This is a genomic window from Enterobacter sp. UCD-UG_FMILLET (assembly GCF_000762975.1).
GTDB lineage: Bacteria > Pseudomonadota > Gammaproteobacteria > Enterobacterales > Enterobacteriaceae > Enterobacter > Enterobacter dykesii.
This window is the reverse complement of the sequence record NZ_JRJC01000036.1, coordinates 36,038-55,020: the sequence shown is the minus strand read 5'-3', so window position 1 is coordinate 55,020 and position 18,983 is coordinate 36,038. Positions and strand designations below refer to the sequence as shown.

17 protein-coding genes are annotated in these 18,983 nt (G+C 57.8%); all 17 read left to right on the top strand.

All coding sequences use genetic code 11. From position 1 onward, the window contains the following. Nucleotides 1-334 precede the first annotated feature (334 nt). The 17 genes from LA04_RS15335 to tssE all read left to right on the top strand — a co-directional run bounded on the left by LA04_RS15335 (nt 335) and on the right by tssE (nt 18,983). Nucleotides 335-829, top strand: a complete 495-nt coding sequence (locus LA04_RS15335) for a hypothetical protein (RefSeq protein ID WP_047652275.1) — start codon at nt 335-337, stop codon at nt 827-829. A 23-nt stretch (nt 830-852) separates the two neighbouring features. Further along, nucleotides 853-1,356, top strand: coding sequence for a type VI secretion system lipoprotein TssJ (tssJ, locus tag LA04_RS15330; protein WP_047652274.1), 504 nt, complete (start codon nt 853-855; stop codon nt 1,354-1,356). Nucleotides 1,357-1,384: 28 nt separating this feature from the next. Further along, nucleotides 1,385-2,728, top strand: coding sequence for a type VI secretion system baseplate subunit TssK (gene tssK / locus LA04_RS15325; RefSeq protein WP_029740099.1), 1,344 nt, complete (start codon nt 1,385-1,387; stop codon nt 2,726-2,728). 17 nt (nt 2,729-2,745) lie between these two features. After that, nucleotides 2,746-3,984, top strand: coding sequence for a DotU family type VI secretion system protein (locus tag LA04_RS15320; RefSeq protein WP_033145801.1), 1,239 nt, complete (start codon nt 2,746-2,748; stop codon nt 3,982-3,984). A 2-nt stretch (nt 3,985-3,986) separates the two neighbouring features. After that, entirely contained in the window at nt 3,987-7,607 is a 3,621-nt protein-coding gene (tssM, locus tag LA04_RS15315; RefSeq protein ID WP_047652273.1) for a type VI secretion system membrane subunit TssM, read from the top strand. Between the two features lie 16 nt (nt 7,608-7,623). Beyond that, entirely contained in the window at nt 7,624-8,340 is a 717-nt protein-coding gene (tagF, locus tag LA04_RS15310; RefSeq protein ID WP_023312158.1) for a type VI secretion system-associated protein TagF, read from the top strand. An 11-nt stretch (nt 8,341-8,351) separates the two neighbouring features. Further along, nucleotides 8,352-9,368, top strand: coding sequence for a type VI secretion system protein TssA (tssA, locus tag LA04_RS15305; protein ID WP_047652272.1), 1,017 nt, complete (start codon nt 8,352-8,354; stop codon nt 9,366-9,368). A gap of 75 nt (nt 9,369-9,443) precedes the next feature. Continuing rightward, on the top strand, nt 9,444-9,968 hold the full coding sequence (gene tssB / locus LA04_RS15300) for a type VI secretion system contractile sheath small subunit (RefSeq protein ID WP_008502644.1): 525 nt from the start codon (nt 9,444-9,446) through the stop codon (nt 9,966-9,968). Nucleotides 9,969-9,971: 3 nt separating this feature from the next. Continuing rightward, nucleotides 9,972-11,471 carry a type VI secretion system contractile sheath large subunit gene (gene tssC, locus LA04_RS15295; protein WP_023336028.1) on the top strand — a complete coding sequence of 500 codons (1,500 nt, stop codon included), beginning with the start codon at nt 9,972-9,974 and terminating at the stop codon, nt 11,469-11,471. A gap of 345 nt (nt 11,472-11,816) precedes the next feature. Further along, nucleotides 11,817-12,299, top strand: coding sequence for an Hcp family type VI secretion system effector (locus tag LA04_RS15290; RefSeq protein ID WP_047652271.1), 483 nt, complete (start codon nt 11,817-11,819; stop codon nt 12,297-12,299). Between the two features lie 246 nt (nt 12,300-12,545). Then, complete coding sequence (locus LA04_RS15285) at nt 12,546-13,535, top strand: hypothetical protein (protein WP_047652270.1); 990 nt, start codon at nt 12,546-12,548, stop codon at nt 13,533-13,535. After that, on the top strand, nt 13,529-13,945 hold the full coding sequence (locus LA04_RS15280) for a hypothetical protein (protein ID WP_047652269.1): 417 nt from the start codon (nt 13,529-13,531) through the stop codon (nt 13,943-13,945). Before LA04_RS15285 ends, LA04_RS15280 begins: the two co-directional genes overlap by 7 nt. A gap of 87 nt (nt 13,946-14,032) precedes the next feature. Beyond that, nucleotides 14,033-15,796, top strand: a complete 1,764-nt coding sequence (gene tagH, locus LA04_RS15275) for a type VI secretion system-associated FHA domain protein TagH (RefSeq protein WP_047652268.1) — start codon at nt 14,033-14,035, stop codon at nt 15,794-15,796. Next, nucleotides 15,793-16,590, top strand: coding sequence for a PP2C family protein-serine/threonine phosphatase (locus LA04_RS15270; RefSeq protein ID WP_047652267.1), 798 nt, complete (start codon nt 15,793-15,795; stop codon nt 16,588-16,590). The genes tagH and LA04_RS15270 overlap by 4 nt, the downstream gene beginning before the upstream one ends. 16 nt (nt 16,591-16,606) lie before the next feature. After that, nucleotides 16,607-17,605: a hypothetical protein gene (locus LA04_RS15265; protein ID WP_047652266.1), complete on the top strand. Its 999-nt coding sequence runs from the start codon at nt 16,607-16,609 to the stop codon at nt 17,603-17,605. 9 nt (nt 17,606-17,614) lie between these two features. Continuing rightward, nucleotides 17,615-18,427 carry a type VI secretion system accessory protein TagJ gene (locus LA04_RS15260; RefSeq protein ID WP_047652265.1) on the top strand — a complete coding sequence of 271 codons (813 nt, stop codon included), beginning with the start codon at nt 17,615-17,617 and terminating at the stop codon, nt 18,425-18,427. Beyond that, the gene (gene tssE, locus LA04_RS15255; RefSeq protein WP_047652264.1) at nt 18,420-18,983 is read left to right on the top strand and encodes a type VI secretion system baseplate subunit TssE; all 564 of its coding nucleotides are present in this window, start codon (nt 18,420-18,422) and stop codon (nt 18,981-18,983) included. The genes LA04_RS15260 and tssE overlap by 8 nt, the downstream gene beginning before the upstream one ends.

Below are 18,983 nucleotides of genomic sequence, written 5' to 3'. Positions count from 1 at the left end.
TACAATAACATGAGTGGTAATGTGGTGGAAAAATAACAGCGTGTAGGTCGTATCGGCTTTTTTCATAGGATTAATCCTATAATTTTCTGACTGCTTCATTTACCAACAGTTACGTAGCGGTAAATATTGAATTGAGGCGAAGCTCATGTAAACTTGTTTACCGTTTGTCAAAATATGTCAGGAAGACACTGGGCCTTATTCTGAAGGGCTCGTGCGGTAGCTATGCCCTTAAAATAGTAACGCCCCGAAAATATCCTGGCTATTTTAACAATAGCACTTAAGTCAAACTTCACCCCCTTATCTTCATCATCAAAATATCGCTACGGAAAAGCATATGAAAATGCGCGTACTGTTTTCACTTCTGTTTGTAATGGCGGTGGCGGGCTGTAAAGCGCCGCAGAAACCTGTGATCAACGACGATACGATCGAGACCAGCCAGGTCAACGGCGTAACCTTAACCCACCGTCACGCTGTCACGCCGCCGGCGGAGTTCAACCCGGTCAACGAACCGTATCGCGCCATGTATCCGGCCTCCCTGATGAGTCGTCCTGACTTCGGCGGCAAAGTTATCCGTAATCTCGAGACCGGAAAAACCTACGTGGTGCTGGGGCAGGTTGAACACTACTGGATGGCGCTTGCCGATGAAGGTAACGATCAGCTGATTGGTTACGTCCCGATGCGCGCCGTGATCAAGGCCGACATGTACGACGCCGCCGTGCGTAAACAGGCTATTCGTCCGAAGGCGCGTAAAAAAGCGACCTGTGTCGACGTTGACGGCAACAGCAAAGCCTGCAAAGACAGCGCTAACGGTACCTGGATCCTGAACTAAACGGCTTGCATGAGCGCATTTTTATGAATAATAAAAATTTTCATAAGCTGTGGTTATTCTTTTACGCGGTGATTTTTGCCCTGGTCAGTGGCTGTACGTCGTCTTCACACAGCGACCCCTCCCGCTACAATCTGCAGTTTCAGGCTCATCCACAAATCAATGAATCTGCGCCGCTTAAGGTCCGGGTGTTGTTGCTGAAATCCGATGCGGATTTCATGTCCAGCGACTTCTACTCCCTGCAGAACAATGCGTCAGCCACGCTTGGCGCGAATCTGCTGAACAGCGACGTGTTCTTCCTGATGCCGGGACAGCTATCCAAAACCCTCAGCGGACAAAGCTCTCCGGAGGCCCGCTACATCGGCGTGATGGCGGAGTATCAGGTGCTGGATGGCAAAAAATGGCGCGTTTCACTCCCTCTGCCCGTGCCTGGCGAAAATCATATCTACCAGTTCTGGAAATGGTCCGCGGATGAACTTCAGGCCAACGTTTTTCTCGACGTGAACGGCATTCGGGTCATCAGCCAGTAACGCGCTTCAACACAGGAAACACATCATCATGACGAAAGCAGAAAAGGTCGTCTGGACCGAAGGCATGTTCCTGCGTCCACACCATTTTCAGCGGACTGAAAGCTATCTGCTCAACCATGTTCGTGAATGGGGCGCGCTGCAGCGGTCGTATCTCTGGGGCTTTCTTGACGTTGAACTGGATGAAGCGATGCTGCGTCAGGGATGCATTGCCCTGAGCTACTGCAGTGGCCTGCTGCCGGACGGCACCTTTTTCCAGGTCCGTAACGGGCGCAACGGCCCTGTACCGCTGAAAATTCCTGACAATCTCACCAACGAAAAGGTGGTGCTCGCGCTGCCGGTTCGTCGCGGCGAGAGAGAAGAGGTGATTTTTAGCGAAGAGCCGGCCTCGCTGGCGCGCTTCATCGCTTTCGAGCAAGAGGTGGAAGACGACAACGCCATGTCGGTGGGGGATGCCACCGTCCAGTTTGGCCGTCTGCGTCTGACCCTGATGCTGGAAAAAGACCTCACGGCAGAGTGGACCGCCATCGGCGTGGCGTTTGTGACGGAGAAACGTAACGACAACCACGTGCGGCTCGATAACAGCTACATCCCGCCGATGCTCAACGCCAACAACAGCCCGCAGATCTACAGCATGATCAACGATCTGCACGGCCTGCTGGTGCAGCGCAGCCAGCAGATTGGCGGTCGTTTACGCCAGCCCGGCCGCTTTAACACCTCCGAACTGATTGAGTTCACGCTGCTGTCGCTGGTTAACCGTCATCTGGGCGAGGTTTCTCATTTAAAAACCCTCCCGCTGCTGCATCCGGAAACGCTCTGGCGCAGCTGGCTGCCGTTTGCGACCGAGCTCGCCACCTGGACGTCCCAGCGTACCGCCGAAAGCGTGCTGCCGATTTACGATCATGACGATCTGGCTAACTGCTTCAGCAAGCTGATGCTGATGCTGCGTCAGGGACTGTCGCTGGTGATGGAAGACCACGCGATTCAGCTGCCGCTTAACGAACGCTCCCACGGCCTGAACATCGCCACGGTGCCTGAAACCAGCATGGTGCGCGAGTTCGGCTTCGTGCTGGCGGTAAAAGCCAATGTGCCAGGCGAACACCTGCAAACACATTTCCCGGCGCAGATGAAGGTCGCGCCGGTCTCGAAAATCCGCGATCTGGTTCAGCTTCAGCTGCCGGGCATTATGCTGCGCGCCATGCCGGTCGCGCCGCCGCAGATCCCGTGGCATGCCGGCTACAGCTACTTTGAACTGGAGAAGGGCAGCGAGCTGTGGCACGAGATGGATAAGTCCGGCGCATTCGCCCTGCACCTTGCAGGGGAGTTCCCGGGGCTGGATATGGAGTTTTGGGCCATCCGTAGCCCGACAGAATAATAAAGCGAGCGCTTAATATGCAGGAACGACAGGACACCGGCAGCGATGCCGCGTTTACCGGGGCCAGTAGCAACAATCAGCTGGTGGCGGCCGCCAATCCGCTGCTCAATGCGATTCCGCAGATCCGTCATTCGGTCTCCCATGACGATCAGGTGGCGCTGCGCCAGCGCCTGATCGATGAAATTCGCCGTTTCGAAGTCCGCTGCCAGCAGGCGGGGCTGCCCTACGAAGTGATCGTCGGGGCACGCTACTGCCTGTGTACGGCGCTCGATGAGGCTGCCGCGCTTACCCCCTGGGGCAGCAGCGGCGTCTGGTCAAGCAATGGTCTGCTGGTGACGTTCCATAACGAAACCTGGGGCGGCGAGAAGTTCTTCCAGCTGCTGGCGCGCCTGTCGCAGAACCCGCGCGAGCATATCCTGCTGCTGGAGATGATCAACTACTGCCTGCTGCTGGGCTTCGAAGGACGCTATCGGGTGCTGGATAATGGCCGCACCCAGCTTGAAACCATCAAGCAGCGGCTGTGGCAGATGATCCGCGGCGTGCGCGGCAGCTATCCGCCGCCGCTTTCTCCCCATCCGGAAGATCGTCCGGTGCTGCGCAAGCTCTGGCGGCCGATGGTTCCCCTGTGGGCCTGCGTGGCGCTGGCCGGGTTTATCGCCTGTCTGTTTTATATCGTGCTTAACTGGCGCCTTGGCGATAACACCAACCCGGTGCTGGCGAAGATTTACCAGTCCCAGCTGCCGGAAACCACTATTCAGCAGCCGGCCCGTCAGCTTCCGGCGGTGCTGAACCTGCGCGGCTTCCTGAAGCCTGAAATCGAGGCTGGCCTGGTCGCGGTGAAGGACGAAGCGGATCGCAGCGTCGTGATCCTGAAGGGCGACGGGCTGTTTGCCTCTGCCTCAACCGTTGTGCGTGACCGCTATGAACCGGTCATCAACCGTATTGCGCAGGCGATGAATAACGTCAGCGGCAAAATTCTGGTGGTGGGCTACAGCGACAACGTGCCGATCCGTAGCGCGCGCTTTGCTTCTAACTATGAACTCTCTCTGGAACGCGCCCGCTCGGTACAGAAAATGCTGCAGGGAAGCCTCTCTCAGCCTGGCCGCGTGAAAGCGGAAGGGCGGGGCGAGATTAACCCGGTGGCGCCGAACACGACGCCTGAAAATCGCGCCCGTAACCGCCGTGTGGAAATTACTCTGCTGGTGTCGCCTGAAAACACTCAGGCTGAGCTGAACGGATTGCCGCAAGGAAACTAAGGATGCTGACTACACTTCTTTCCATTTTAACCAACCGCATTCTGTGGAGCTTCCTCGGCGTAACGGCGCTTGCGGCGGTGATCTGGATGATTGGTCCCCTGTTGTCCATCGTGGACACCCGACCGCTTGAGTCTGAACAGAACCGTATTATCAGCATTGCCGTGGTCTATCTGCTCTGGGCACAGGGCCACATTCTGCCGCGCCTGTACAATGCCTGGCTGAACCGCAAGCTGATGGACAAGCTCAAAGAGAATACCGCCAGCCCGGAAGCGGCGGATCCGCAGAAGCGACTGAACAGCGAGGAGCAGATCCTCGCCAGCCGCTTTGATGAAGCCGCGCAGATGCTTAAAAAAGCTCACTTCAGCAAAGCGGGCCAGGGCGCCCAGTGGACGCAGCGCTTCAGCACGCAATATCTCTATCAGCTGCCGTGGTACGTCATTATCGGCGCGCCGGGCTCCGGTAAAACCACGGCGCTGGTTAACTCCGGGCTGCAGTTCCCGCTGGCCGATCGCTTCGGTAAGACCGCGCTGCGGGGCATTGGCGGCACGCGTAACTGCGATTGGTGGTTTACCAATGAGGCGGTGCTGCTGGACACGGCGGGCCGCTATACCACCCAGGAGAGCGAGCAGGTGCAGGACGCCGGCGAATGGCTGGAGTTCATCAACCTGCTGCGTAAGTATCGCCGCCGCCAGCCGATCAACGGCGTCATCATCACCATCAGCATTTCTGACCTGCTCACCCAGTCCGCCGAGGCGTCCCGCCAGCAGGCGGTGAACCTGCGCCAGCGTCTGTCCGAGCTGCATGAACAGCTGGGTATTCGCTTCCCGGTCTACGTGATGGTGACCAAGGCCGACCTGCTTAAAGGCTTCCGCGCCTGGTTTGCCGACTACGACAAAGCGCAGCGCGACCAGATCTGGGGCTTTACCCTGCCGTGGGAGCAAACCAAACACGCCGATTACGACCTGATGGGCAACTTCCAGCAGGAGTTTTCTTTGCTGCAGCAGCGCCTCGATGCCGGGCTGCCGGAAACCATGCTGAAAGAGCACGACGCGAAAACCCGCGCCGAAGCGTATCTCTTCCCGCAGGAGTTCGCCGCGCTACGTCCGCTGCTGGCGGATTACCTGAGCACGGTCTTCGCCCGCTCCAACTTTGAAACCGAGTTCTCTCCGCGCGGGATCTACTTCGCCAGCGGGACGCAGGAAGGCATGCCGTTCGACCGCGTGATGGGCGAACTGAACCGCGCGCTGTCGCTGCCGGAAGGGGGTGAGGCGGATAACTGGGATTCGGTCAGCAAAGAAGCGCCGATCCCGGGGGCAAAAGGTCAGAGTTTCTTCATTAAGAACCTGCTGCAAAACGTCATTTTCCAGGAAGCCGGGATCGCGGGCGAAAACCGCTGGTGGGAGCTGCGCAACCGGGCGGTGATCTGGTCCGGCTACGCGGCGCTGCTGGCCCTGCTGGTCATCCTCGGTGGTTTGTGGCTGACCAGCTATGCCAAAAACAAGGCCTATCTGGAAGAGGTGGATGCGAAGGTGCCGCTGCTGGACCAGCAGAGCAAGGCGCTGCAGAACCAGACCCAGCGTGACCTGTTCGATCTGCTGCCGCTGCTGAACGGTCTGGTGGACCTGCCGAAAAGCGACGCGTTTGATGTGAACGATCCGCCCGTATCCCGCCGTATGGGGCTCTACCGCGGAGATGACGTCAGCGACGCCTCGCAGTCGCTGTACCAGAAAGCGCTGGATCAGATGCTTTTGCCTGCCGTCGCCATGCACATCACCACCTGGCTTCGCAACGACAACGGCAGCGATGTGGAATACAGCTATGAAGCTCTGAAAGCCTATCAGATGCTGTATCAGCCGAAGCACTACGACGGCAAATTCCTGCATTCGTGGGTGATGCTCAACCTGCAGCGAAATCTGCCGCAGAACGTCACGAAGGCGCAACTACAGCAGCTTGAATGGCACCTGACGCAGCTGCTGGAACCGAAAATTCAGGCCTCGCCGTACGCGCAGGATGAATCTCTGGTGGCCCGCGAAAGAGCGATGATCGGCCAGCAGCCGCTCTCCACGCGCGTATACGGTCGTCTCAAACGCCTGCTGGAGCATGATGACAACCTCAAGCCGGTCTCCCTTTCCTACCTGGGCGGACCGCAGAGCGAGCTGGTGTTTTCACGCAAAAGCGGCAAGCCGGTGAGCGAAGGCGTGCCGGGCCTGTATACGCCGGACGGCTACTGGAAAAGCTTTAACGGCCAGATTGACAGCGTAACCACCGCCCTGCACGAGGACGACGCCTGGGTGCTGGGGGCCGCGACGGCGCAGGAAGATAAACAGCAGATCGATAACGCCGTGCGCCAGCTCTACATGCGCGACTTTATCGCTAACTGGGATAGCTTCCTCGCCGACATTCAGCTCAATAACAGCGCCGATCTCTCCCAGCGCATCAACACCGCGCGCCTGCTCTCCGGCGCAAACTCGCCGCTGCGCCGTCTGGTGCAGAACCTGAGCCAGGTGCTGACGCTGTCGCGCAATGCGCCAGCGCCGGAAGATGCGGGCAAAGCGCAGGATCAGAGCAACCGCGCCACCCGTACGCTGGAAGCCCTGTTCAGCAACAACGACGCAGCGCCGACCCAGGCCGCCGTGGTCACCCAGGCGCCAGAGCAGCTGGTGACCGACCACTACGCGCCGATGATTGAGCTGGCGCAGCCGCTGGAGAAGGGCGGGAAGACCATCGTGTTTGATGATTTTCTCAAGCAGGTGGATGAGCTTTATCGCTACCTGACCGCCGTCCAGGACGCGGCCAACAGCGGCATGCCGGCACCGGGCGGAGAGGCGATCAGCCGCCTGCAGGCCAGCGCTGGTCGCCTGCCGGGCGGGCTGCAAACCATGTTCAGCAATATGGCGGTGGGCGCCAGCAGCGATACCCAGCGCCGCGACCTCGAAAACGTGCGGAAGCGGATTAACGTTGAGGTGGGCGGATTCTGCCGTCAGGCAATCGCCGGCCGTTACCCGCTGGTGCGCAGCGCCAGCACCGAGGTTACGCCTGACGATCTCGCGCGCATGTTTGCTCCAGGCACCGGGCTGATGGACGCTTTCTTCCGCGACAATCTCACCAATAAAGTGGATACCACGCAGGCAAACTGGCGCTTTATGCCGGGCATCGACGGTAAAACGCTGCCGGGAAGCGAAGGGCTGCTGAGACCGTTCCAGCAGGCCCAGTCGATTCGCGACGCCTTCTTTGCTAATGGCGCCACGACGCCGTCCTTCAAGGTGACGGTTCGCACCGTGCGAATGGATAACACCATTCTGAACCTGACGCTGGACGTTGACGGCCAGTTGCTGCGCTACAGCCACGGTCCGCAGGCCGTACAGATCATGAACTGGCCGGGGCCGGGCGGCACCAACCAGGTACGCATGCAGCTGGGGCTGGCTAACGGCAGCACGGCGACGCTGGTCACCAACGGCGCCTGGGCGCTCAACCGCTTCTTTGATAAAGCGAGCACCAGCCCGGGTGCGGGTAGCCTGAGCCGTCAGGCCACCTTCAGCGTCGACGGACATCAGGTCACGCTGGAGTTTGCGCCAAACAGCATTCGTAACCCGTTCCAGCGTCCCCGTTTCTCATGCCCATAACCGCAAGGACAGCCGTATGACGAATACCCCTGCGATGAACCGCTACAGCTGGTATGGCAAATTACCCAGCGCCGGAGATTTTTTGCAGCGTCGCTTTCCTGACACTTTACAGCGCCAGTGGTCACACTGGTTCCAGGTCGGTCTGCTGGCCTGGCAACAGGAAGAGCAGCGCAGCGGCGAGCGCCAGTTTCACAAAGCGCCAGTCTGGAATTTTGTGGTACCGCCCATGCTGGGCAGCCAGATGATCCAGATGGGCTGTCTGCTGCCCGGCCGCGACAGCGTTGGCCGCCAGTACCCGGTTTGCCTTCAGCTGAGCTTCGCCCCGTCAGAGTGGTCGACCAGCCTGCTCAGCCAGGCCGAAAGCTGGTACCAGCAGATTGGGCGCCTGGGGCTGCACGCGGTGCGCAACAGTTTTTCCGCCTCGCAGCTGGATGAGATGCTGATGACTATCCCGGCACCGCAGCCCGTCGAGCCGCAAAAGCGATCCGACATCCTTGATGTGATTGGTTATGACGAGGACGGCCAGAGCACGCTGGGCTGGCCTCAGGCGGCCGAGTGTTTTGATCCGCTGCGTCAGACCAGCTACTGGTGGACCAACCGCTGCGACGGCTACCCGCTGTACACCCACGTGCACAGCGGTAACTTTACCGGGCAGCTTTTCACCCTGCTGTTCGACCCGGCAGGGGGCGCCCGTCCGGGGCGTCACGGTCTCTATCCGCCCATGTTTGAATAAGCAGGGATCTCATGAATATCGAAGAATTTCTCGCGCCAATCAGTCCCGAAAAACCCTGCGGCGAAAACCTGGAGTACGACGCCGACTTCCAGGCGATGAATCAGGCAAGTCTTGGGAAGGCGGAACAGCAGTTTGGCGACACCATTATCCCGGCAGAGCCCGCTGACTGGAACACGGTGGAAAAATACGCCACCAGCCTGCTGACCCGCACCAAAGATCTTCGCGTACTGCTGGCGTTAACCCATGCCTGGACGCGCCGCCGCGGGCTGGCGGGCTACGCGGACGGTTTGTTGCTGGTGCAGGAGGCGATCGCCCGTTACTGGGAGACGCTCTATCCGCTGCTGGAAGAGTATGGCGAAACCGATCCGTTCTATCGCATTAACGCCCTGGCGGGGCTGAGCGATAAATCCGACCTCACCGTCGCCGTGCGAAACGCCTCGCTTCTGCGTTCAAACGGCGATGAAATTTCGCTCCGGGATGCTCAGGCCCTGCTGGACGGCAGCAAGACGGAATGCCCGGACTATCCCGGCGGTCGTCCACGGCTGATTGACGAGCTGGCCCGCGGCGACCAGCCGGGAACCGAAGCGGTTATCGTCATTAACGAACGTCTGCTGGCGATTCGCGAGCTGCTCACCGGGCATCTCGGTGAAAGCGGCGTGCCCGAGATGGAGCAGCTGCTGAAAACAGTCGGACTGGTCGCCAGCGCGTGTCAGGTAACCGACATCAGCAAGCTGCTGCCGAACCGTGAGGCGCAGGCTGAACCACAGGCCGAGCAGCAGTCGGCGGCAGCGCAGCCCGCTCAGCCGGTCACCGACTGGCGCAGCGTGCAGGTCACCAGCCGCGCCGACGCGCAGCTGATGCTGGAAAAAGCGAAGCAGTATTTTGCGCAGTACGAACCGAGCCACCCCGCACCGCTGATGATTGAACGGGTGCAGCGGCTGTCAGAACTTAACTTTATGGACATTATTCGCGACCTGGCGCCAGACGGCGTTAACCAACTGGAAAACATCTTTGGGCGCCGCGAATAGCGCGTCCAGGCATTATGACGTCAGGCATGGAGCCTGTCGTTTTACCTTCACCGCGCATCTTTGATGGAGAACATCATGGCAATGAGTAACAGTGGGCAGAAATTCATCGCACGTAACCGTGCCCCCCGCGTGCAGATCGAGTACGACGTAGAGATCTACGGTGCAGAACGTAAAATTCAGCTGCCGTTTGTGATGGGCGTCATGGCCGATCTGGTCGGCAAACCGGTGGAAAATCTGCCGGCCGTCGACGAGCGTAAATTCCTCGAAATCGACATCGACAACTTTGACGAACGCATGAAGGCGCTGAAGCCGCGCGTGGCGTTCCAGGTGGATAACACCCTGACCGGCGAAGGTAAGCTCAACGTGGATCTGACCTTTGACAGCATGGACGACTTCCTGCCGGATGCGGTGGCCCGCAAGGTCGAGCCGCTGAACAAGCTGCTGGAAGCGCGTACCCAGCTCTCCAACCTGCTGACCTATATGGACGGCAAAAACGGTGCGGAAGAGCTGATCGCTAAAATTCTGCAGGATCCGACGCTGCTCAAATCCCTGAGCCAGTTGCCGAAAAATGACGAAAGCGCGAAAGGTAGCGAGGAATAATCGATGAGCAACCAGACTCAACAACACGAGCAGCAGGCGGGTCAGGCGTTCAGCCAGGATGAATTCAGCGCGCTGCTGAACAAAGAGTTCCGCCCGAAAACCGATCAGGCCCGTTCAGCCGTAGAAAGCGCGGTCAAAACGCTGGCGCAGCAGGCGCTGGAAAATACCGTCACCTTCTCGAACGACACCTACCGCACCATTCAGAACCTGATCGCCGGTATCGACGAGCAGCTGTCGCAGCAGGTAAATCAGATCATTCACCACGACGAGTTTCAGAAGCTGGAGAGCGCCTGGCGCGGTCTGAGCTATCTGGTGAACAACACTGAAACTGACGAGATGCTGAAGATCCGCTTTATGAGCATCTCCAAGCAGGAGCTGGGCCGCACCCTGAAGCGCTTCAAGGGCGTGGGCTGGGACCAGAGCCCGATCTTCAAGAAAATCTACGAGCAGGAGTACGGTCAGTTCGGCGGCGAGCCGTTTGGCTGCATCGTGGGCGACTACTACTTCGACCACAGCCCGCAGGACGTTGAGCTACTGGGCGAAATGGCGCGCATCGGCTCGGCGGCGCACTGTCCGTTTATCACCGGTACCGCACCGGGCGTGATGCAGATGGAGTCCTGGCAGGAGCTGGCTAACCCGCGCGACCTGACCAAGATCTTCCAGAACACCGAATACGCCGCCTGGCGTTCGCTGCGTGAATCCGAAGATGCCCGCTATCTGGGCCTGGTGATGCCGCGCTTCCTGTCGCGCCTGCCGTACGGCATTCGCACCAACCCGGTCGACAGCTTTGACTTTGAGGAGCAGACCGACGGCGCGAACCACAACAGCTACTCCTGGGCGAACGCCGCGTACGCGATGGCCGCCAACATCAACCGCTCCTTCAAAGAGTACGGCTGGTGCACCTCAATTCGCGGCGTGGAGTCCGGCGGGGCGGTGGAAAACCTGCCGTGCCACACCTTCCCGAGCGATGACGGCGGCGTGGACATGAAGTGTCCGACCGAGATCGCCATCAGCGATCGTCGTGAAGCCGAGCTGGCGAAAAACGGATTTATGCCGCTGGTTCACCGCAAAAACTCCGACTTTGCCGCCTTCATCGGCGCGCAGTCGCTGCAGAAACCGGCTGAGTACCACGACCCGGATGCCACCGCCAACGCGCGTCTGGCCTCTCGTCTGCCGTACCTGTTCGCCTGCTGCCGCTTTGCGCACTACCTGAAGTGCATCGTGCGCGACAAAATCGGCTCCTTCCGCGAGCGCGAAGAGATGGAGCGCTGGCTGAACGACTGGGTCATGAACTACGTCGACGGTGACCCGGCGAACTCCTCTCAGGAGACCAAGTCCCGTAAACCGCTGGCCGCAGCGGAAGTGCAGGTGCAGGAGATTGAAGACAACCCGGGCTACTACGCCGCGAAGTTCTTCCTGCGTCCGCACTACCAGCTGGAAGGTCTGACCGTTTCCCTGCGTCTGGTATCTAAACTGCCGTCGCTGAAGACGAAAGACGCGTGATGAAGACACGGACGCCCCCTCTCCCCTGAGGGAGAGGGTGGGGGGGAGGGGGAAAATACCGCTGCGGTGGTTATCCAGTTTTCCCCAAACATCACTGTCCGTAAGAATTCAAAAATTAATCCCCGGTAATGCCGGGCTTATTCGATTCCAGAATAACGCCCGGTAGTAAAGGCTTCACATTCTTTCCGTTCATTCAGGGGGAATGTAAGACTGTCAAATGACACGGGTCATTTGATATGAGGCAGAGGTAAAATATGGACGGTTTTATTCAGCCCCATGCTTTCCTGTTTGCCATATAAGTGCTTTTTCGAAAGCAATATTGTTCATCCACGAAGAGTAGATATTATGGCTATTGATATGTTTCTGAGGGTCGAGGGTGTTACGGGCGAATCTAAAGATTCTAACCACACCGGCTGGACTGATATTACCTCCTTCTCCTGGGGTGCTTCCCAGCCAGGTAATATGAGCGTTGGCGGTGGCGGCGGTGCCGGTAAAGTTAACTTTAACGACCTGCACGTTAACGCGCTGATCGACAAATCCACCACCGCTATCCTGAAACACTGCGCCAGCGGTAAACACCTGACCAAAGTTGAGCTGTCCGTCTGTAAAGCCGGCGGCCAGCAGGTGGAATACTCCCGCATCACGCTGGAAGATGTGCTGGTCACCTCTGTTCAGTACACCGGTGCAGACAACGGCGATACCGTTGGTGTGACCTATGCATTCCAGGCTGCGAAAGTGAAACAGCAGTACTGGGAGCAGACCACGTCTGGTGGTAAAGGTGCTGAAAGCAGCGCTGGCTGGAACATCAAAGAAAACAAAGAAGCGTAACTGCGTATGTGACCGGGGAGTTTTCCCCGGTCATTATGATTAATTCATTTGTTCGATATGCGGCTCGCTTTATTCTCAGTGTAAATTCTAGAGGCGAATTATCGCTAGCCAGAATAGAATAGGAGCGTTTTCAAATGTTGATGTTTTTAAGAAAGTGTCAACCTTTGGATACTAATTCAACTCCGTTTTTATTTAAATGTGTATGCTTATTTGTGAGCGTTTTTATAAAAATCAAAGGGAATGAATATGGCTAGTCAATCATTAGTTAATCCGGGATATTGTATTGTTCAGCAGCCCGGAACCCTGGATTTCCAGGCAAGGCTTTTATTCAACGATCCAAATAGTGATGCTGCACGTTATTTCATGCAGGTTAATAGTGATGCGCAGTGGTCAAAACCTGGGCAGATGTTGATTCTTGATCCGCCGGGAAGTAATAATTCTGTGCAGCTTATGCAATTACAGCTCGCTAAAAAGAAAGTCAACGGTGCTCTGGCCGATCTTAACTCTGGTGAAGCGAATTTCTTTAATCAACATTTTAGTACCATAGCTGCAGTCACTAATTTTATGGATAAGTCCCTTGGTGTCGTTGCTGATGCAGGTGAAAAATATTTTAGTGAAATAGAAAAAAAACTTAAATCCATTGAATTGGCTTACCAGAATCAGTACAGAGCACAAGGGACATTGATAAGCCAACAGTTTTTCGTTGAGCGTCAGCGCCTCTTTTCTGAGTTGGATGGTTTATTAAACAAATTGTCCCGACTGACCTTAAAGATGAAACCCTATAACGAATTGAAGCATGCATTAGGCTTGTCAAGCAGATCCATTGTACATGAATGGAGTACAGCCGGGGTCGCCTCTATTCGTGGTTATTCAACTTATATCGATAATGCCTCTAAGGCCGCTCGTTTTCTTAAAGCGGGAGGGTGGCTTGCAATAGGTTTTGCAGGTGCAAATACCACTAATGAAGTTTACAATGCCTGCACCGTAGGACGAGAGCAGAGTTGCTCTAAAGTCGCTGTGAAAAAATACAGCAGCTTTGGTGCAAGCCTGGCAGGGGGTATTTACGGTGGTAAATACGGAGCAATGGCAGGTGCTGGTGTCTGCGTTGCGCTTGGTGTTGCGACGGGGGGCGTAGGACTGCTCGCCTGCTCCATTGTTGGGGCTGCTGCTGGTGGATACGTTGGTGGCGAGATAGCGGGCGGAGCGACTGAGTATATGATGGATAAAATATGGTGAATATAGAGAATTTATCATTATTTCTTATCGTGGTTTTATTGCTGGTTGTTGTAATTATGGATCTGTTCAGTTCTCGTTATTTCAAAAAACACGAGGCTGATTATAATCAGTTACTTTCAGACTATCGGCGCAAGGGATATGATCTGGATCTTGTAACTAACTATGCTTCCTTTTTTGGTTCGCTGGCCAATTATCAAAAAATAATCTGGTTTGTCCGCCTTTATAAAGGCGTTGAAATGAAATTCACGCGTGAAAGGCTTGTTCAGGAAGATGCTTATAAATATGTACAGTCGTTACCTGAAGAAAGAATTGGTTGGATGCTAAAATTACATCGCCGTTATAAGTTTCAGGCGCTAATATTCACTCTATGGCTCATTGTTGGATTATATTTTATTACCTTCATTAAATAGTTTTTGATATTCAATTTCTCAAACGCCGCCGTTCTCGCACCGAGAGCGGCAGCGTTTGAGCGCTAATCATACCAGCAGGAATACGCCATGCGATTCACGATTATTTCTACGAAACCCGGTCATCAGCCGCCGCAAAGCAGCTGTGATTTTTACGCCCCGGGCGGCACCATTGGGCGCGGTACGGATAACAATCTGGTGTTGCCGGACAATGACCGCACCATCTCTCGTCTGCAGGCCATTGTTCACGTTGACGCCCAGGGCGAATGCCGCGTGACCAACCGTGGCAGCGTCACCCGCGTGGTATTAAATGACATTCCGCTGGAGCGAGGGCGTCAGGTTGAGTTGCAGGATGGCGACATTCTCGGTATTGATGACTACCGTATCGAAGTCACCGAACTGATCCACGATACCCAGCCCGTGAGCCGTATGGCGGCCAGTATGCATCAGCAGGCGCGTCCGGCAGCCGCGTCCGCGCCCGCTCCGCAACCGAAGCCGGCGAGCGCCGCACCGCGCGGGAAGGCCGAGCCAACCGCCGTGCCAACGGAAATCTGGGATAGCCTGATGCAGGAGTTCTCCATCTCCGACAGCATCTCCAGCAACCGTACAAAACCGCAGCCTGCTGCATCGCAAGATCCGTTCTCCCAGCCTGCGGCCCCGGAGCGTAACGCGGAAGATCCGCTGGCGATGTTTAACGACAGCGATCCAAAGCTTGAGCGTAAGAACGTTGACCCGGACACGCTGTTCAGCGACGAAGCGTTATTCAAAAAAGAGAGTATTTTTGACGACGTCACCCCGTCAACGCTGGTGCCGCCGGGCGAGAATAGCCCCGTGAAGCCAGAAGACGAGGCGACGGACGAGCTCGATCCGCTGGCCCTGTTTGGCGGTAAGACCAGCGCGCCAGCCGCGCGTAATGACGACCCGCTCGGGCTGATGGGCGGCGCGCCATTAACCCATCCGGATGACATTATTGCCGAAAAGCCTGCGCCAGTGCCTGAACCCGAGCAGGAAGAGGACGTGCTGGCCGATTCTCCGCTGTTCGCGCCTGAGCCGCAGGAAGAACCGCGTGCTGAAGAAGAGCCCGCGCGACCAGATTACGCTGGCTTCACCATGCCAACGCCGCAGGCTGTGGCGCGCAGCAGCGCTCAGGCACCGAAAGGCCGTCTGCGCATTGACCCGGTCAATAACGCCGCCGCCCCAACCGCCGCGGCAAACAGCGGTGAGAAGGGCGAAGTGCTGCAGGGCGAGCTGCTGGAGGCGCTGCTGGAGGGGATGGGTCTGAGCGAAATGCAGCCCGTCCCGCAGTTTGACCGTGAAAATATGCGTCAGCTCGGTCAGATCCTCGGCATGTTCTCTCAGGGGACCGTGGCGCTGCTCTCCTCGCGCTCCATCCTCAAGCGTGGCGTGAAGGCCGATATGACCATGGTGCTGGACGATGCCAACAACCCGTTCAAGCTGCTGCCAACCGGCAAAACCGTGCTGATCCAGATGTTCGGCACCCCGATGCCGGGCTTTATGCCGCCGACCAAATCCGTGCGCGACGCGCTGATCGATCTGCAGGCGCACCAGCTGGGCATGATCTCCGGTATCCGCGCCATCATTGCCGCGATGCTGCAGTCCTTTAATCCGGAACAGCTGGAAGAGCAGGCGAAGCAGAACGGGATGACCTCGCGTCTGGCGCTGCCGGGCAGCCGCAAAGCCGCCCTGTGGGACTATTTTGTGCGCAGCTATGGCGAGACGGCTGGCGAGATTGAGGATGACTTCCACACCCTGTTCGGCGAGGCTTTCCTTCATGCGTACGACATGGAGGTGAATCAGTACAAAGACTCACAGAGCGGATCGGAAGACAAATGAATATCGCAACGGCTTCTCTCTCCCGCCAGGGGACGCGCGCCAGCAACCAGGATCAGACGGGAGAAACCATAGGGGAACGTTCAGCCTGCTTTGTCGTCTGCGACGGCATCGCGGGCCTGCCGGGCGGTGAGGTGGCTGCAGAGCTGGCCCGCAACAGCATTATCTCCCGCTTCGATGGCGACAAACATCTCAATGCGCAGCACATCCGCGACTACGTGCAGACGGCTAACCGCACTATCCTCAGCGAACAGCAGGCCGTTCAGAACTATCGCCGGATGGGCACGACGCTGGTCAGCCTGTTCATTGACCGTGATTACGGCCTGGCCTACTGGGCGCACGCCGGAGACAGCCGCCTGTACCTGTTTCGCCGGGGATGGCTGTGGCATGTGACCACCGACCACAGCCTGGTGCAGCAGATGAAAGACGCCGGGCACCAGACCGACGATCTCAACAGCAACCTGCTCTATCTGGCGCTGGGAATTGAAAACGGCGGGCCGGAAGCGAGCTACAGCGACGTGGTGCAGGTTGAAGACGGCGATGCATTCTTACTCTGCACCGACGGGTTCTGGCACGGCGTTAGCGAAGAGCAAATGAAGCAGTCGCTGCATATGGTCAATACGCCGCAGGAGTGGCTGACCTTAATGAACCAAATCATTCAAAAGAATGGCGAACAGGAGGGGAATGCTCAGGATAACTATACTGCCCTGGCGGTATGGATGGGCAACCCTCAGGACACCACTTTGCTGCACACACTCTCTGACGCAGCACAATTTCTTCCCTGCGGAACTGATTAGACACACAAGGAACGATATGAAACTTTGGCTATCGGGTTTGGCACTTCTGGCGGTCACCTCCACCGCGCAGGCTGAGAATTTCCGCATCGTGCAGTCTCCTGCGCAGAAGCTGGATATCTGGATCGACAACATCAAAGACAACACGCCGCAGAGCTGGTGTAAGCCTGAGGTGGCGCTGCGCATTGTGGCGAACGGCAAGAAAGACGTCTCCGTGCTGGAGAACTTTGTGCCGCGCCTTGGCTCCCTGCTGGAACACCAGTGCAGCAAAGTGAATAAGCTTAGCTGGACGCTCAACGATCCGGCGGGTACCACGCTGGCGCAGGGTACGGCAGGCAAAGCGCAGGACTGGGCGCTGGTGGTGAAACAGGAGCAGGCCGCGCCTGCTGCGACCGTCACCGCAACCCCAGCCAGCGGCGCGCTGCTGCCGCCGGACCAGAACGTGGCTTCCCGCACGGTTGCCGCTGACCGCACGCCGTGGCAGGAATTTACCCTGCAGGACGGCTGCCACCTGCGCACCTTCTGGGAAGGTGGCGCTTCCGCTCCGGCGCTCTTTATTCCAGATTCTGACACCACCCGCTGCGGTAACGGCAGCTGGCTGAGCGGACACACCGTGGTTTCGCAGTCCCGCAACGGCGGACAGAAAGAGATGGCGGTGACCTACATCCACGGCTTCCCGGTGACCGGGCTGAATCAAAGCGCCGATCCTGAAAACGCGCTGATCACCTCCGTCAACAAAGAGCGCATGGTATTCAGCACCCCAAACAGCGACCAGAGCTGGATGATCCTGCCTTACGATAGCGCCCTGAACAGCTGGAAAAGCAACGGCACCGTAGCGGTGGAGATTTCCCGCGAAATCGCCAGCGACGATGCAAAACTGCAGGCGCGTATTGCGGCGGTGAAAAAAACCTGGAGCGCCTGGGTTGCACCCGGCACGCCGCTGAATATCGTCCTGATTGACACCCTGCGTCCTCAGCTGCGCGACCCGGCCATCGGCGCATGGCGCGCGGCGAATTAAGGAATGGCTATGAATACGCTCTATCAACACCTGGCGGGCGAGTCGCTCAGCGATGCGCTGGCGCGTCTTGAAGCTGAAATCAAAGCCCGTCCGGCGGATGCCGACCTCCGCGCCGCGTTCGTGCAGTTTTTAACCCTCAGCGGCAACTGGACGCGCGCGCTGACCCAGCTGAAAAGCTGGCTGGCGCTGAAGCCGCAGGCGAAGCCCACCGTCACGCTGCTGGAGCAATCCATTCAGGGCGAGCTGCAGCGCGCCCAGGTGATGGCGGGACAGGCGCGTCCGGCCATGCCAGAAACCCAGTGGCCGTGGCTGACGACCCTGGCCGCGGCGCTGAGCGAGGAGGGCGAGCGCGCCCGGGCGCTGCGTCTGGAAGCCCTCGATCGGGCTGAGGCTACTGCCGGCCAGATTATCCTCGAAAACGAGGAAACGCAGGCTTTCGAGTGGCTGATGGATGGCGATGCCCGTCTCGGCCCGGTCTGCGAAACCATCGTGAACGGCCGTTATTTCTGGCTGCCGTTCAGCGCCATCGCGGAGTTCCGTTTCCAGGCGCCCGCCAGCGTGACCGATCTGGTCTGGCGTCACGCGCTGGTGCGCCTGACGGACGGGACGGAGCAGGTGTGTCAGATCCCGGCGCGTTACCCGTTTGCAGCCGATGCCACTGATGCGGTTAAGCTGGGCCGCACCACCGAATGGCAGCAGCTCGATGAAGATGGCACCCTTTACGAAGGCAGGGGCCAGAAGGCCTGGCTGAGCGATCAAAGCGAATACCCGCTGCTGTCCTTAAGCCTCGTGACGTTTGCGACGGATGGAGCCGATGAGTAATCCCGCTGGCGAAGGCGATCTGCTGCGCAGCGGCTGGCAAGCCCGCAGCAAGCAGGAGAAGGTGGGGGCGCGCGACAAAATGCAGCCCTCGCTGCTGGATCGTCTCACCGATAACGACCCGGACAAAAAGCGCGAGTCGGCCAACAGCAATCTGATCACCCACGCCGCCCTGCGCCGCAACGTCCTGCGCGATCTGCAGTGGTTGTTTAACACCATCAACCACGATGCCTCCGGCGACTTGAGCGCCTTGCCGCACGTGAACCGCTCGGTGGTCAACTTCGGCGTCGCGCCGCTGGCCGGAAAGAGAATGTCGGATATCGAATGGCACGATATCCAGCGCAAGCTCACCGAGGCCATCATCAATTTTGAGCCGCGCATTTTGCCGCAGGGGCTGCAGGTCCGCTGCGTGTCGGATACCTCCTCGTTGGATCTGCACAACGTGCTCTCCATCGAGATCAAAGGGCGTTTATGGTGCGTGCCGTACCCGCTGGAGTTTCTGTTTCGTACCGATGTCGATCTGGAAAACGGCCATTTTGAACTGAAAGATGCGGGGTAA

What these genes read in the sequence shown, in the direction of transcription:
- LA04_RS15335 (WP_047652275.1), top strand. Translation starts at nt 335, where the DNA reads ATGAAAATGCGCGTACTGTTTTCACTTCTGTTTGTAATGGCGGTGGCG.
- tssJ (WP_047652274.1), top strand. Translation starts at nt 853, where the DNA reads ATGAATAATAAAAATTTTCATAAGCTGTGGTTATTCTTTTACGCGGTG.
- tssK (WP_029740099.1), top strand. Translation starts at nt 1,385, where the DNA reads ATGACGAAAGCAGAAAAGGTCGTCTGGACCGAAGGCATGTTCCTGCGT.
- LA04_RS15320 (WP_033145801.1), top strand. Translation starts at nt 2,746, where the DNA reads ATGCAGGAACGACAGGACACCGGCAGCGATGCCGCGTTTACCGGGGCC.
- tssM (WP_047652273.1), top strand. Translation starts at nt 3,987, where the DNA reads ATGCTGACTACACTTCTTTCCATTTTAACCAACCGCATTCTGTGGAGC.
- tagF (WP_023312158.1), top strand. Translation starts at nt 7,624, where the DNA reads ATGACGAATACCCCTGCGATGAACCGCTACAGCTGGTATGGCAAATTA.
- tssA (WP_047652272.1), top strand. Translation starts at nt 8,352, where the DNA reads ATGAATATCGAAGAATTTCTCGCGCCAATCAGTCCCGAAAAACCCTGC.
- tssB (WP_008502644.1), top strand. Translation starts at nt 9,444, where the DNA reads ATGGCAATGAGTAACAGTGGGCAGAAATTCATCGCACGTAACCGTGCC.
- tssC (WP_023336028.1), top strand. Translation starts at nt 9,972, where the DNA reads ATGAGCAACCAGACTCAACAACACGAGCAGCAGGCGGGTCAGGCGTTC.
- LA04_RS15290 (WP_047652271.1), top strand. Translation starts at nt 11,817, where the DNA reads ATGGCTATTGATATGTTTCTGAGGGTCGAGGGTGTTACGGGCGAATCT.
- LA04_RS15285 (WP_047652270.1), top strand. Translation starts at nt 12,546, where the DNA reads ATGGCTAGTCAATCATTAGTTAATCCGGGATATTGTATTGTTCAGCAG.
- LA04_RS15280 (WP_047652269.1), top strand. Translation starts at nt 13,529, where the DNA reads ATGGTGAATATAGAGAATTTATCATTATTTCTTATCGTGGTTTTATTG.
- tagH (WP_047652268.1), top strand. Translation starts at nt 14,033, where the DNA reads ATGCGATTCACGATTATTTCTACGAAACCCGGTCATCAGCCGCCGCAA.
- LA04_RS15270 (WP_047652267.1), top strand. Translation starts at nt 15,793, where the DNA reads ATGAATATCGCAACGGCTTCTCTCTCCCGCCAGGGGACGCGCGCCAGC.
- LA04_RS15265 (WP_047652266.1), top strand. Translation starts at nt 16,607, where the DNA reads ATGAAACTTTGGCTATCGGGTTTGGCACTTCTGGCGGTCACCTCCACC.
- LA04_RS15260 (WP_047652265.1), top strand. Translation starts at nt 17,615, where the DNA reads ATGAATACGCTCTATCAACACCTGGCGGGCGAGTCGCTCAGCGATGCG.
- tssE (WP_047652264.1), top strand. Translation starts at nt 18,420, where the DNA reads ATGAGTAATCCCGCTGGCGAAGGCGATCTGCTGCGCAGCGGCTGGCAA.